Origin of the sequence: Paenibacillus sp. PvR133 (genome assembly GCF_017833155.1) — a bacterium.
GTDB classification, from domain to species: Bacteria; Bacillota; Bacilli; order Paenibacillales; family Paenibacillaceae; genus Paenibacillus; species Paenibacillus polymyxa_B.
Genome location: NZ_JAFIBS010000001.1, coordinates 2389771 through 2403725, shown reverse-complemented (window position 1 = coordinate 2403725; position 13955 = coordinate 2389771). Strand labels below are relative to the sequence as shown.

Below are 13955 nucleotides of genomic sequence, written 5' to 3'. Positions count from 1 at the left end.
TTTAACGGAAATCAATGCAAAACCAAATTAAAGGGACTCAACTAAAGGGAACGATACTCAATAAACCGCCTTTTCACCAAGGCGGTTTTCTTACGGTCAAATATCAACATTAGAATGTAACATAGCCTTTAAAAAAATATACCTCCCCCCATTATTGTACAGAAGGGATAAGGATATTGTCGTGGATATGCCACTTTATCGTCTGCCCTCTCCTTGTGTTAGTTGAACTATCGTTTCCCGTTAATTTAATAACTCTATATGCAAGTTCCCTTACTGACCATCATGTATTATAATTCTATAAAAAGGGAAGGGACTCTTCTGCCCATGGAATTATCGAGGTCTCAGCAATTAGCTCAAGAGTATGTAACAAATTATGCAAGAAGCCGCAAAAATGAGGCAGAGCAAACAATTAGGGAAATCCTTCGTATGTCCAACATCGAGCTAAAGACATTTGAAGACGCTATCACTAAACTAAAATCTCATGCAAGTATTGCGCTACACTTTCACCCAGATCGATTAGATCCGACCATGAAAAGCGTTGCTGAAGGACTACTTGAGCAGGGAATTTACAAAAGTCAGTTTGAGACTTTCCTATCGAATGGAAGTGTATCAGCATTTTCAGGTGGTGAACGTGACGTTTGGGAGAATAAAATGTTTGGCGGAGCGTACCAAATAAATGGCTCAACCAATAGCGAACGGCCCAAGTATGGGGCACTCAATGTCATGTTACATCCCGATGGACCTGCTCCACGTTTTGGATCATGCTATTTCCTTTTATCCACAGAGGTCTCTCATCGTTGCACTTATACTTATTTGGATTCTCACCAAGACCCCAAGGAAAAGGGGACGTATGAGGAATTTGACCTCATTTTGGCTGCTCTCATGAGGGATGCGTTCTATAGTGATTTTGCCATTGGTGAAAGAAATCTGACGGTTCGAAAGTTAATCGACCATATGCTCGTCAATCTTGAGAAACCATTCCAAAATCCATCAAACAAAGAGCCAAACCGAAATCTTGACCACTATATCGAAGCTCAGGTTCATGGTGACATTTTTCTTAAAGAAGACGTAAAGATGCTTGTTGCCGACCCATCATTTAAAGGCACCCATACTGGACGAATCTTAGAGCAGATATGTTTAAAGTATTCAGTTGATCTTTACTGGCACATGGGCTTTACACTTTTGGTTGATGAGGTTCCTATGGATTTTAGAGGTCCTTCCATGCCTTCACTAGCCAAAAGAATTGCGCAAAGTAATTTTATTGATGCAAATATGATTGGCTCTGCAGCTATCGACTTGAAACGAAATCCAAGTAATTGGAGCGATAGAGGAACCTACAAAGAAGTTCTACAAGAATTAAAATTACTCTGGCATGTTTTAGTGAGATATGGAAAGCCAATGGAAAAGTGAACAATTTTCTGTGAAGATGGAGCAATTCTGTACCCTTCTCCTTCATTCACTAACCTGCCCATCGTATTATGGGATCAACCAGTTCTTTCTGGTTGATCCTTCTTTCATTTGCACAGAGGATTAAGGTAGCCTGGTCGAACGTACCTGCCCGTGGGACTTGATCCCGAGCGCTATAGTGTTCGCCCTATTTGTCATGACCATGATTGAGGCTGGTTGGGACGTAAGATCCCGTATAACAAGCGATGCTATGGAGCGACAAGAAAAACCATAGGGATACCGGTGAATCTAAACTTACAGGGAGAGATGAAATGAATCCAGTTGTCGGTCTAGATATTTCAAAAGAAGAAAGTCATGGACAAGCCTTTTTAGCGCGCGGAAAGCCCTTCAGAGGGACATTCCACTTCGAACACACTCGTGATGGCTTAGCAAATTTACATCAAGTTTTGAAGGATGTTGAGACTGCATCCAAACTACGTCCTCTGCTTATTCTAGAAGCAACCGGCCATTACCAAAGTCCCGTTGTTCAGTTCCTAGAAGAATATCACTACATTTACATTGTCATTAATCCGCTCATCTCAAATCGGCTTAGAAAGTCTCAACTTCGTAAAGTAAAGACGGATGCTGCGGACGCTTACCTATTGGGAGAGTTGTACTACAAGGAAGAGTTTGAACCTTTTAAGAAAAGAGGTATGCAACTTCTCAATCTGCGCTATCTTACAAGACAGTATGAGTCCCTTTCAAAGATGTGTGTACAGACGAAGCTGCAATTCCAAGCCGTTTTAGATCAGGTTTTCCCAGCTTACAAAGGCGTCTTTGGAGCTATGTATTCCCGTATTTCACTACGGTTTTTAAGTGAATTTCCAACCTCATATTCAGTTTTGCAGACGGATGAAATTACACTCAAAGCTAAGATGAAAGAATTACTTTCTTCGAAACGGGGGCGTTCAGAGGGCTGGATTAACCAACGGGTTCAGCGACTGCTAGACGCGGCAAAGCAAAACCCATTTCAGCAAACCATGTATGCAAGCCACTTAATTCAATTTGAAAGTTCTTATTACCCTTATTCTTCAGTACCAAGAGCATCTTGCTGAACTGGAACAGAACATAGATGCTCTGGCTGAAGAAATTGAAGAGTATGAATTAATTCAATTGATTCCCGGTATTGGGCATAGAATTGCTGCAACAATTTTATCTGAAATTGGAGAAGTCGACCGATTTGATCATCCTAAAAAGCTAGTGGCTTTTGCAGGCATTGACCCGAGTGTCTTTGCTTCCGGTAAATTTACAGCAACTCGAAACCGAATCACGAAACGTGGTTCCAGGCAGTTGCGTTACGCACTGGTAATGGCTGTCCAGTGTGGACTTATACGCTCCCGAAATATACGAATCAAAGCGTTCTATGATCGCAAGAGAGCAGAAGGAAAACCACATAAAGTAGCTCTAATCGCATGTGCAAATAAGCTCGTCCATTGGCTCTATGCAATCTTGAAAAACAAAAAGGAATTCCGTCGAATTTAAAAGATTATTATTGGCATAACCTTCCAAGACAAAATAGAAATTGGAGGGTTATTTGGCATGCTCATTTTAACTATACCACATGATTTAGAATCACTTTACTGGTAATCTTGACAAGCTATTAGCTGGTATAGTTTTACCTTCGTTTGTTGTGCCTTATTCCGACTAATCTCTACGAGCTACACGAAACCCTTGATCGGGTCCAAAGCCATTCGCATCAAACCTGGTCTCTATACCAGTCCCAACACCATTCTCTTACGTTGCCAGACATATCGTAAATTCCTAACTCGTTGGGTTTCCGGGTACCGATCGATTTTGTTTTATTATTGTTGCTCTCTATGATAGGCCAGTTCCAGTCTCCAGATAAGTACTTGTCTCCGGCATTTTTCCAATACCATGCGACCTCGTCGGCATTATTGCTTCCGCTGTATGTGTAGCCCTTGCTCGCCTGACCTCCGCCTGCAGCATATTTCCACTCCACTTCTGTGGGCAAACGGTAACCGTTAGCTTCCTCATTAATCGTTACTGTCCATTTTATATTATCGTTATCATTCTTATTATTCGGGTCTTTTTTATCCTTATTTATGTTGTAATACGGTTTTCTACCGGCATATTGTCGACTACAAATACCGAGGAATTACTTCCCATGACTTCAACCCACTCTTTTTGAGTTACCTCGTATTTGCCGATATAAAAGTTCGCTAGGGTCACGCTTTTTCCAGAGTTGTTGGACTTGTTGTTCTGAAAGGTTCCACCTTCCACGTATACAAGGTTATCCTTTTTTTCAGGCTTATCTTACGAACATGCGCTGATCACAACCATTGGTGCTATTAAAAGGAAAATTAATAGCTTTCTCATTGATATATCTCCTTTAAGCTGGTAGGGAAAATCATAGGCCATGACGGCCCGCAATTCTCCTCCAGCAGCGTCGAAGGCCGTTCGTCTAGCAGGTAACGGCCTGCAACGCATCCGCACTGACGGATAGACTGGAGGAGAACGGCCATCGGCCTGCCTACAATACTTAGGACTCGGTGAGTCCTCCATGATCGATTCATTTAAACCCTATCTATCAGACAGCTCTCAAAACCCGCTTATCCCGTGAGACAGTCCCAACCGCGCCTGTTCGTTGAACAGCTTGCAGTTGAGTGGTTACCACACCGTTACGTCAGAGCTCCCACTACTCTGATACCCCTCTGTTGCTAACACCTGGTAAGACCAGTTACTTCCCAGATTCATTCCTTTGCTCGCCCATGCTTTCACGTGGTTGCTGAAAGTGATCGTGGAGTTACCCCCCGTCGGTCTCTTCGACTGTCGAACACTCCAGTACTGAATAAACGTCGTTTTTTGGCCTTCAATGGAAGGTGCGTCGTATCGCATTGTTGTGTAGATGTCATATGTGCCCCCATCACTGGTCACCGTACCTTTATACGTTCCGGTAGGTCGATAAGTCCCCCAGCTATCAACGACGTAATATTCGATGAGTGAGTTTCTCGTCCACCCGTAGAGAGCCAAATATCCATTACCGGACGGCGCCCAGACACCGGCATTGTAGTTAATCGTTCTGTTTGGCGATCCAGTAGTCCAGCCTTTGCCGACAACAAAATTCCCGGTATCCTTCCATGTTACGCTGTAATTACCGCCTGATCCATTAACAGCATTGACCGTCCCACCGCCATCGGTCCAATTTTGCCAATAGTCTGTCGCTGCACTTGAGGTTGTTGCAAACAACCCAAAACTCATGGAAGCTGCAAGAACTACCGTCATCATTTTCTTACTAAACTTAAACATACTTTCCCTCCTAAAATTTTTGTGTTTGTCCCATACACCTGCTTGTTAGTTGGTTCTCTTTGCAGTACATTGCTTATCCGTGTCATATCCCGTTTTTTTACTTTTACCTCCTTTCTGAGTAAATTATAGAATGATAGCGTTTGCATAAAAACCTAGCAAATTAAAGCTTTAACTCTATTATGTTTAGCTTTCTTTAAAATTTATAGAAGCTGTCGAGGAAAGTAAGCTCCACAATACGGTTATGATGGGACGATTCAACGAATAATTCCAGCATTACAGCGAGGGAAAGCACCACTCAAACGCGTAGTGGCGCCTCAGGTACATTTTCAACTCAACTTATATACTAAAAAAACTTTATGCAAATAACGCATAAATATCAATATACATCCATCGCATGCTGTAAAATGTGCTTGGGTGATTAGCAGCGCATAAATGAATCCCCGATTCACGTGAGGACAAACACTTAACTTTTCATAAGGAGGTATGATAAAAATGATTTTGGAGGATATGTACTATGGGAAATGGCGTCCCAGTGAACAGATACATTCAACCGACCCTGAATCTCAAAAAGTGAATCAAAAAATTAGTGATCTCATGGAGATGTTGAAAAGCAAATTACCAGCAGTCGATTTTGAGTCAATTGAAGTCATGTTTGATTTATTAAGCGAGTCAACTTCCCTGCACTCCGCAGCAGCATTCATTCACGGGTACCGGGCGGGGGCATTAACGATGATTGAAGTATTTAGCGAGGACAAAGAAATTGTTGATCGTAATAGATAGATGATGGAGGAGTTATGGTGGTGAGCCCGTTACGCATGCAGATTGTTCTTCCGATCGCTGTTATCCCTAGATTTTTCCTCAGTAAATAAAATTAAAAATCCGGGGATAACAAAACGAATGGAGGGGCTCCCTAGCCTCTGCCTACGCCCCCCAGCGCATTCATCAAGAACTCGTAAATTTCCAGTTCGTTGATTTTATCGCCATCGGTCACTATGTTATGCTGAACTTGCAGTCCGTTCTTGAACACGGTGAACATCCGAGCTGTCCTGTCCGCATCGATTGAAATAGGGATAGCTCCATTCTGCTGTCCGACTTCGATCCACGTTTTGGCAGTGAGGATAGATGCTTCATGATAACGTTTCAGAATGCCAGCCACGGCGGGCTTATCCTGTTGGCTGAGTAGATAAATAAAAATCAGGCTGGCAGCGCTGTCCCCACTACCAATGTTACGAAGCCGTTCAGTTAAGGTGTTAAGCGGGGACTTGATTCCTTCTGGTCCTGCGGGAGTCCGGGCGACAGATTCAAAAAAGCGCTGATTGGTTTTCTCCATTCCCGCCTCCAGAATCATACCGAACAATTCATCTTTGCTTTTGACATAATGGTAAATGGCTCCTTTAGTCAGTCCGCTGCGGTCCGCAATATCCTGTAGTGTCGTCGCCCGACAGCCTTTCTCCATAATCATCTTTTCGGCAATCTCAAGCAGCTTTTTTAGACTGTCGTTCATCGCTTTGTCTTGCATAATCTTTTACCTCCCGTTTGTCTGTCTTTTTATTCGTTTAATGAAACCTATATTCCACCAGATCGTCAAACCAATAAGCCCGTAGGTGAAGAACGGCGATACGACCAGAAAGGTCGATATGGACAGCGAATATACCAGCACTACTTTGATGAAGGCTTCCAGCAACAGGCTGAGTCCCCACACCGCCGTTATCAGGCGGAAATTAAAGCGATAGCGCGGAAGTTTCCCCCATTTATCGTTCATCTGAGGATTATGGCCTGTGAATCTTTCGGCAAAATAATAAATTAATGGTCTGCTAAAAAACAGCGAACCTAGAAACACCACCCCCATAATACCAGTCACATAAGACTCGCGCAGCAAAATGAAGCGTTCATCACCGCCCAAGAGAACAGCAACAACACTAAGAATTAGGCCGAGAAAAATGAATCCGGAGAAAGCATCTGCTTTACGGGTCCGTATAAGGCTGTAGATTGAGTCGCATAGCGGTACAAGTGCAGCGATGGACAGAGCTATCAGACTGCTTGTGTGTGGAATTAATAGACGATAAGTCAAATAAGGCAATACGAGGTTGATGATTAACGTAAAGATGATTTCGTTGCGAGATTTATTCATGATCGACTCATCCTCTCATCATTTAAAACATACCTTCGGTAGGTATCTTTTATTTTACATACCTTCGGTAGGTGTGTAAAGATTAAAAAATATTAATCTCTATCCTATATACCAGTTAAGGATTTCTCCCCCTCACTAAGTTAGCTGTACTCGCGCTTAAATCTACATATTGCCCAAATGTGGTTACACAGTTCACATCCCTGCAACTACAAAAAGGGAGATGGCGCTGGCCATCTCCCTCTCTTATTCTAACTCCACATTACTTGCTTAAAAACATATTACTTGCCAGATGGTCAGTGAGCGGAGCGGGCAGAATTGTTCTGAAGATGCGGAGCGTTCGCCTTTATCCCCGGATTTTCACCTTTAAATTTCTATTCCATGAAAAAATCCGGGGATAACAGCGATCGGAAGAACAATCTGCACGCGCAGCGCCTCCCCGCACCACCAGTAACTATTTTTAATCCCCCACCCGATTCAAAAACACCTTCGTCCGTTCCAGCTGCGGATTGTTGAAAATCTGCTCTGGTGTACCGGATTCTGCAATTTCTCCATTATCCATAAAAATGACACGATCCGCCACATCTCTCGCAAAGTTCATCTCGTGGGTCACAATGACCATCGTCATATGTTCCTCAGCCAGCTTTTTGATAACTCGCAGCACCTCGCCTGTCAGCTCAGGATCAAGGGCCGAGGTCGGCTCGTCAAACAGCAAAATGTCGGGATTCATCATCATTGCCCGGGCAATCGCCACACGCTGCTTCTGTCCCCCCGACAGTCGGGATGGATACGCATCTGCTTTATCTGCCAATCCGACTTTAGCCAGCAACTCAGCGCTTTGGCGACGCAGTTCAGCCTTACTCACCTTTTTCACCAGCTTCGGAGCCAGCTCCAGATTATCCTGCACCGTCAAGTGAGGGAACAGATTAAAATGCTGAAACACCATGCCCATACCGGTGGTAATGCCCTTAATATCACCTGCCGGAGCGTACTGACCGTTTTCCACCAGTGCTTTATCATGAATGCGGATCGTCCCGCCTGTCACATCTTCCAGGTGCACCAAACTACGGAGCATGGTACTTTTTCCTGAACCTGAAGGACCGATGACGGCTACAACCTCGCCTGCTTTAACGTTAAAGCTCACTCTTTTCAGAACGTCGAGCTTGCCGAACGATTTTTTCAAATCGGTTACTTCTATTGCATTAGTATTCATATCCCGACATTCCTTTTACTCGAATTTAAAACGTTTTTCCAGCGCCCTGAAGAATAGCGTCAGCACCAAAGCTAACAACAAATAAATAACCGCCGCTACAACATAAGGTACAATCGAGAAATCACGGTTTACAGCCGTATTCGCAAAATGTAGCAGTTCCGGTACCGCTACTGCATACAGTAGTGCCGTATCTTTTACCAGTGTTGTCGCTTCATTGGTTACCGCAGGCAAAGCGATCCGTACCATTTGCGGCACAATGACTCTAATCAGCGTCTGCGACTTGCTCAAGCCCAGCACTTGCGAAGCCTCGTATTGCCCTTTATCAATCGACAACATCCCGCCTCTGAAAATTTCTGCAAAATAAGCTGCATAATTCAGTACAAATGCCAGTACCGCAGCCGTTGTCCGGTCCAAGACCAGATACTCCCCAATGACAGGCAACATCGGCAGACCAAAACAAAAGAACAATAATTGCAGCAATAGCGGCGTACCGCGTATAACATAAATGTACGTATGCATCAGCCAGGCGATTGGCTTAATCCGGCTTTTGGCCAGCAACGTAACGATAAAACCCAATGGAATAGACAAGATGAGCGTGATGAAAAATAAAATAACCGTCATCTGTGCCCCTTCAAGCATAGGCTTCATAATTCGCAAAATATATTCCATACTCATGACCTTCGACTCCTAAACCCTTAGTTCAATACACTACGTATTAATTTAATACTTTATCTTCACCAAACCACTTTTTCGAAATTTCAGCAGCTTTTCCGTTCTTGTGCAGCTCATCCAAAGCGGATTGCAGCTGCGTCAACAGCTCTTCATTTCCTTTTTTCACGCCGATGCCGTATTCCTCAGGGGCCAGTGATTCATCAAGCAGCTTATACGTCCCTTGTTCCTTCGACATATAATACTTGGCAACAACTTCATCAATGACAACCGCATCCAGACGTCCGGTTTTCAAGTCTGTCAAAGCGAGAACATTATCCGGGAACTCGAACACTTGCTTCAATTTACTTTTGATCGGATTTGCATCCAATGCATCGGCTGCTGAAGACAGCGTCTGGAGTCCCACCGTTTTGCCCGCCAGATCAGCCAGCTTGGAAAGACTGGAAGTAGCCGGAATGACAATCACCTGACTGTTTTTCAGATATGGCTTCGTGAACAGCACTTTTTCCTTACGCTCATCCGTAATGGTGTATCCATTCCAAATGAGATCAATACGTCCGCTGTTCAGCTCGGATTCCTTGGCAGACCAGTCAATCGGCTGAAATTCCACCTGTTTACCCATTTGTTCCCCGGCCGCTTTTGCATAATCAATATCAAAGCCGGTCAGCTCGTTATTTTCATCTCTAAAGCCCATCGGGGCGAATTTATCATCAATTCCAATAATCAATTTACTGTTATCCTTACCGCCGGAACATCCGGCCAACACGATCATCATCAATCCAATTAACATCGTAAACATGGCTGCTTTTCTCATCTTATTCCCCTCCAACAATGGTGACCCCCGTATCCAAGAACAGGTGGCAAACGCTTTAGTTCGTTAACACGTTATCAGAGTATCATCATAACACACCGCAGGATACTCGTCGAGAGGAATGAGCGGAATCTTAGCCTTATATAAATGGAAAACCTGTGACGAAAATTTGACCTGTGTTCTATAATGTAAAACCTTACCTTGACATGTCACCTAAACCGTCTTATTATTTCCTAGTATTCTTATATACTTTTATTTATTTTAAAATTTCAGCAGCAATAGTATGTAAATCAGCTTGATAGACAGGAGAAATAAAGCCCCATGTACATTTTAAAGCGTCTTTTTACGATGTTCATAACGTTGTGGATTATCGTCACTTTAACGTTTATCATCATGCACATCATTCCGGGTGATCCATTTTCGAACGATTCCAAAACCATTCCGGAAGCGGTATTGCAAAACATGCGTGCCAGGTACAATCTGGACAAGCCGCTCGCTGTGCAGTATGTGCTGTATCTAAAAAATCTGCTAGTGCTGGATATGGGCCCGTCTATTCAATCGAAAACGACGGACGTCAATGTGCTCATCGCCCGAGGTTTTCCACCTTCTGCATTGCTGGGTATTCAATCCATCGTGGTCGCGATTATTGCCGGTATTTCGCTCGGAACACTGGCTGCCTTACACCATAATCGACCACTGGATTATATCTCGATGTTTATCGCCATTGTTGGTATTTCCGTACCCAGCTTCATATTGGCACCGCTGTTAATCAAGTATGTTGCTGTCCAATGGCACCTGCTTCCGGTCGCCTCATGGGGAACCTGGCAGCATACGGTGCTTCCTTCGCTGGCTCTCGCTGTTTCACCGCTTGCCGTTATCGCCCGCTTTATGCGGACGAGCATGCTGGAAGTCATGCATGAGGAGTACATACGCACTGCCAAAGCAAAAGGGTTGTCCTCTTGGGCAGTAGTCATTCGTCACGGATTACGTAATGCGTTGATTCCGGTGCTTTCCTTTATCGGACCGCTTTTCGCTTCCGTTATTACAGGTACCTTTGTCGTTGAAAAAATATTCGCCATTCCCGGCATCGGTAAATACTTCGTAGACAGTATCTTTAACCGGGATTATCCAGTGATTATGGGGACGACCATTTTCTACAGTGCCATTCTGGTCGTTACTTTATTTTTAATTGATATATCCTATCGCCTTGTCGATCCGCGAATCAAATTAGACAGCAAAGGAGATTAACATGAAAGCAGCACCTACTGTCGAAAAGGACAGCCTGTTCAGTCTTGTAGACCGTAGCCAGATCCCCACCCCCACGTTGACCAGACCCAAAGAATCACCCTGGCGGGATCGGCTACGCAGACTTTTTAACAACAAGCTTGCTCTGTTGGGGCTTTCTCTACTTATTATTATTATTGTGCTGGCGATTATTGGACCTTCCATGGTTCCTTATGCACCCAGTGATCAATCCCTTTTGAAGACGAATCTTTCTCCTTCGGGAGAGCACTGGTTTGGCACGGATGATCTGGGGAGGGACGTATGGGCACGGACATGGGCCGGGGCTAGAATTTCACTCATGATCGGCTTTGCCGCTGCCGCCATTGATTTGGTGCTTGGCATTCTCGTCGGCTGTGTTGCTGGCTATTGTGCTGGGCACGGTAAAACGGGCGACCGGATCGACAGCATTCTCATGCGTATTATTGAAATTTTGTATAGTATTCCTTATCTGCTGGTCATCATTCTGCTGCTCGTCATTATGAAGCCAGGCCTACTCACGATGATTATTGCATTATCTATTACTGGCTGGGTCGGTATGGCCCGTGTAGTGCGTGGGCAAATCTTACAGCTGAAGCAGCAAGAATATGTGTTAGCAGCCCGTAGCTTGGGGACATCTCATTCGCGTATTATCTTCAGACATTTGCTACCGAACGCAGCGGCAATCATTATTGTAAATTTGACGTTCACTATTCCGTCGGCTATTTTTGCCGAATCGTTCCTGAGCTTTCTCGGTCTGGGGATTCAGTCTCCTTCGGCCAGCTGGGGGACGATGGCTAACGATTCACTTGGCGTTATTTTAAGCGGTCAATGGTGGCGCCTATTTTTCCCCGGACTGATGATATCGCTCACCATGCTGGCGTTCAATACACTTGGAGATGGACTTCAGGATGCACTTGACCCGCGCTCACAACATTAACAACAGAGAGATCCAAATTGGACAAGGAGGGGTGTCACCATGATCCGCAGCTTCTCGCCTAACCGCAGGAAAAACGGCAGTTCCTTTATCGAAGTGCGCACACGCGGCATACCTGCGGGAAAGGAGGATGAATAAATCCCGGTACGGTGTACCTTATTTTTGGCATAACTAATCACAGTAATGGAGGAAAACCACGATGAAAAAAATGCATTGGATGACGATCATCTTACTTTTGGCCGTAACGGCTTTAGCTGGATGCTCGGGTACTTCGGACAAAACAGCAAGCAACGACCCGTCCGCTACGCCTCAAGCAGATATCCCGCAAGAAATTACTGCCAATCTGGCAGGTGGGGAGCCTTATACGCTAGACCCTGCTTTCGCATCAGATACAACGTCCTACTTTGTGATTGATAACTTGTATGAAGGGCTGTATACATACGATAAGGCCGGTAAAATCGTAGAAGGCGCTGCCAGCAAAGTAGATGTATCTCCTGACGGCAAAACCTACACCTTTACTATCCGTGATGGTGCAAAATGGTCGAATGGTGACCCACTGACAGCTAAGGATTTTGAATACTCCTGGAAACGGGTACTGAATCCGAAAACAGCTGCCTACGATCCTTCTGCCCTCTACTACATCAAAGGTGCCGAAGCGTACAACACAGGCAAAGGTAAAATTGAAGACGTGGGTGTTACAGCCAAAGATGATAAAACTCTTGTAGTTGAGCTGAAATCACCGCTGAGCTTCTTCCCAACGATCGCAGTGGGTCATGCCTATCTGCCAGTAAACCAATCGGTTGTTGAGAAAAATGACAAATGGGCAGCTGAAGCGGGCACAATTGTCGGCAACGGTGCGTATGTAGCCAAGGAATGGAAACATAACGAGCAAATTACGCTGGCTAAAAACGATCAATTCTGGAACAAAGATGCCATTACGATGGCAACGATTAATTTTAAAATGGTTCAAGACTCCACAACTTATTATCAAATGTATAAAACGGGCGATCTGGATCTGATTTTGAGCCTTCCCGTGGATACACTGGATCAGGAAAAGAGCAACAAGGAATTCCTGTCGCATCCATCTTTCAGTGTGTACACCTATTCTTTTAACGTAAAACAAAAGCCGTTTGACAATAAAAAAATCAGACAGGCCATCGCCTACGCGATTGACCGCGAAGCACTGGCTACCAGCGTAACCAAAGGTGGCGAAACTCCGGCTTACGGTTATGTTCCATACGGAACAACAACGCCATCCGGCAAAGACTTCCGTGATGAAGCACCGAAAAAATACTATGAGTTTGACGCTGCAAAAGCGAAACAATTGCTGGCCGAAGGTCTGAAAGAAGAAGGTTTGACCAAGCTGCCACCGATTACCTTCAAATACAACACTTCGGACAAGCATAAAAAAGTAGCTGAAGCGATTCAGGAAATGCTGAAAACGAACCTGGGCGTTGCAGTGACGCTGGAGAATCAGGAATGGAAAACGTACATTGATACCTTTAAACAGAAGAACTTCCAGATCGCCCGTATGGGCTGGGAAGGAAACTTCCTGGATCCACTTGGCGTATTGGGGCATTACACTTCCAAAAATTCGAACAACTTTACCAACTGGAGCAACCCGGAGTATGACAAACTGATCGAATCCTCAACCTTTGAGCTTGATCCGGCAAAACGCTTTGAACAGCTCCATCAGGCAGAAGACGTATTGATGGAAGATCTGCCGATTATTCCGATCCAGTTCTCTGCGGACACGGCATTAATCAGTCCTAAGATTCAAGGTATCGTATTTGATGCTCGTTCGAACCCAGACCTGCGCTTTGCGAAACGGGTCGAAAAATAATGGTTTTACGTTTCGGGATCACTGCCCTGATTGTCGGTACCTTAGGATTTCTGTACGCCATCCCCCATCTCTTGTATGGTCGTGAAAACATGGCTACTGCAAATCTGTTATTCCTGTTGGGGTTGCTGGGCTTGGTGATCGGTGCAATCTTCCACGTTCTGCAAAGCGGTTTTCTAACCCTCTTCCTGCGGGGATTTGCCGACATCAGACAGTTGTTCATTCGTCAATCCAAGGCATTACGGGAGGAAAATGAGCGTTTGCGTTCCGATGAATCTCTGTCAGCCTGGAAAACATCCATGTTCCGCCACCTCAAGGTATATACTTCGGGGTGCGGGACAGGGCTTATCCTTTGCTCGATGATATTAATGGGGATAAGCTAGT

12 protein-coding genes and 2 pseudogenes are annotated in these 13955 nt (G+C 44.7%); 7 read left to right on the top strand and 7 right to left on the bottom strand.

Translation table 11 applies throughout. The features are described 5' to 3' along the window. Positions 1-324 precede the first annotated feature (324 nt). The gene (locus JOE49_RS10705; RefSeq protein WP_209941052.1) at positions 325-1410 is read left to right on the top strand and encodes a DUF3626 domain-containing protein; all 1086 of its coding nucleotides are present in this window, start codon (positions 325-327) and stop codon (positions 1408-1410) included. A gap of 308 nt (positions 1411-1718) precedes the next feature. Continuing rightward, positions 1719-2928: pseudogene (locus JOE49_RS10700) on the top strand (IS110 family RNA-guided transposase). A 162-nt stretch (positions 2929-3090) separates the two neighbouring features. Here the strand turns inward: JOE49_RS10700 and JOE49_RS10695 are convergent. Both JOE49_RS10695 and JOE49_RS10690 read right to left on the bottom strand, forming a co-directional pair. Beyond that, a pseudogene (locus JOE49_RS10695) lies at positions 3091-3783 on the bottom strand (formylglycine-generating enzyme family protein). A 291-nt stretch (positions 3784-4074) separates the two neighbouring features. Then, positions 4075-4713 carry a glycoside hydrolase family 11 protein gene (locus JOE49_RS10690; RefSeq protein WP_209941051.1) on the bottom strand — a complete coding sequence of 213 codons (639 nt, stop codon included), beginning with the start codon at positions 4711-4713 and terminating at the stop codon, positions 4075-4077. A gap of 492 nt (positions 4714-5205) precedes the next feature. Between JOE49_RS10690 and JOE49_RS10685 the strand changes: the two genes are divergently transcribed. Next, positions 5206-5493 (top strand): DUF6809 family protein, encoded by a 288-nt coding sequence (locus tag JOE49_RS10685; RefSeq protein WP_209941050.1) that lies wholly within the window; start codon positions 5206-5208, stop codon positions 5491-5493. Positions 5494-5623: 130 nt separating this feature from the next. Here JOE49_RS10685 and JOE49_RS10680 read toward each other — a convergent pair whose 3' ends face one another. The 5 genes from JOE49_RS10680 to JOE49_RS10660 form a co-directional block, all read right to left on the bottom strand. Then, on the bottom strand, positions 5624-6232 hold the full coding sequence (locus JOE49_RS10680; protein ID WP_209941049.1) for a TetR/AcrR family transcriptional regulator: 609 nt from the start codon (positions 6230-6232) through the stop codon (positions 5624-5626). Between the two features lie 6 nt (positions 6233-6238). Further along, entirely contained in the window at positions 6239-6844 is a 606-nt protein-coding gene (locus tag JOE49_RS10675; protein ID WP_209941048.1) for a VC0807 family protein, read from the bottom strand. A 457-nt stretch (positions 6845-7301) separates the two neighbouring features. Next, positions 7302-8054: an amino acid ABC transporter ATP-binding protein gene (locus tag JOE49_RS10670; protein ID WP_028542079.1), complete on the bottom strand. Its 753-nt coding sequence runs from the start codon at positions 8052-8054 to the stop codon at positions 7302-7304. 15 nt (positions 8055-8069) lie between these two features. Further along, positions 8070-8729: an amino acid ABC transporter permease gene (locus JOE49_RS10665; RefSeq protein ID WP_023987212.1), complete on the bottom strand. Its 660-nt coding sequence runs from the start codon at positions 8727-8729 to the stop codon at positions 8070-8072. 40 nt (positions 8730-8769) lie between these two features. After that, positions 8770-9537: an amino acid ABC transporter substrate-binding protein gene (locus JOE49_RS10660; protein ID WP_209941047.1), complete on the bottom strand. Its 768-nt coding sequence runs from the start codon at positions 9535-9537 to the stop codon at positions 8770-8772. Between the two features lie 318 nt (positions 9538-9855). Between JOE49_RS10660 and JOE49_RS10655 the strand changes: the two genes are divergently transcribed. The 4 genes from JOE49_RS10655 to JOE49_RS10640 all read left to right on the top strand — a co-directional run bounded on the left by JOE49_RS10655 (position 9856) and on the right by JOE49_RS10640 (position 13954). Next, positions 9856-10782 (top strand): ABC transporter permease, encoded by a 927-nt coding sequence (locus tag JOE49_RS10655; RefSeq protein ID WP_160788890.1) that lies wholly within the window; start codon positions 9856-9858, stop codon positions 10780-10782. A gap of 1 nt (position 10783) precedes the next feature. Then, the gene (locus JOE49_RS10650) at positions 10784-11734 is read left to right on the top strand and encodes an ABC transporter permease (protein ID WP_023987209.1); all 951 of its coding nucleotides are present in this window, start codon (positions 10784-10786) and stop codon (positions 11732-11734) included. Between the two features lie 196 nt (positions 11735-11930). After that, the gene (locus tag JOE49_RS10645; RefSeq protein WP_160788891.1) at positions 11931-13574 is read left to right on the top strand and encodes a peptide ABC transporter substrate-binding protein; all 1644 of its coding nucleotides are present in this window, start codon (positions 11931-11933) and stop codon (positions 13572-13574) included. Next, positions 13574-13954, top strand: coding sequence for a DUF3899 domain-containing protein (locus JOE49_RS10640; RefSeq protein WP_160788892.1), 381 nt, complete (start codon positions 13574-13576; stop codon positions 13952-13954). The genes JOE49_RS10645 and JOE49_RS10640 overlap by 1 nt, the downstream gene beginning before the upstream one ends. Position 13955: the final 1 nt, after the last annotated feature.

Bases quoted from the DNA above. Each gene is read 5' to 3' on its own strand.
- JOE49_RS10640 (WP_160788892.1), top strand. From the start codon at position 13,574: ATGGTTTTACGTTTCGGGATCACTGCCCTGATTGTCGGTACCTTAGGA.
- JOE49_RS10645 (WP_160788891.1), top strand. From the start codon at position 11,931: ATGAAAAAAATGCATTGGATGACGATCATCTTACTTTTGGCCGTAACG.
- JOE49_RS10705 (WP_209941052.1), top strand. From the start codon at position 325: ATGGAATTATCGAGGTCTCAGCAATTAGCTCAAGAGTATGTAACAAAT.
- JOE49_RS10665 (WP_023987212.1), bottom strand. From the start codon at position 8,729: ATGAGTATGGAATATATTTTGCGAATTATGAAGCCTATGCTTGAAGGG.
- JOE49_RS10675 (WP_209941048.1), bottom strand. From the start codon at position 6,844: ATGAATAAATCTCGCAACGAAATCATCTTTACGTTAATCATCAACCTC.
- JOE49_RS10670 (WP_028542079.1), bottom strand. From the start codon at position 8,054: ATGAATACTAATGCAATAGAAGTAACCGATTTGAAAAAATCGTTCGGC.
- JOE49_RS10650 (WP_023987209.1), top strand. From the start codon at position 10,784: ATGAAAGCAGCACCTACTGTCGAAAAGGACAGCCTGTTCAGTCTTGTA.
- JOE49_RS10690 (WP_209941051.1), bottom strand. From the start codon at position 4,713: ATGTTTAAGTTTAGTAAGAAAATGATGACGGTAGTTCTTGCAGCTTCC.
- JOE49_RS10660 (WP_209941047.1), bottom strand. From the start codon at position 9,537: ATGAGAAAAGCAGCCATGTTTACGATGTTAATTGGATTGATGATGATC.
- JOE49_RS10655 (WP_160788890.1), top strand. From the start codon at position 9,856: ATGTACATTTTAAAGCGTCTTTTTACGATGTTCATAACGTTGTGGATT.
- JOE49_RS10685 (WP_209941050.1), top strand. From the start codon at position 5,206: ATGATTTTGGAGGATATGTACTATGGGAAATGGCGTCCCAGTGAACAG.
- JOE49_RS10680 (WP_209941049.1), bottom strand. From the start codon at position 6,232: ATGCAAGACAAAGCGATGAACGACAGTCTAAAAAAGCTGCTTGAGATT.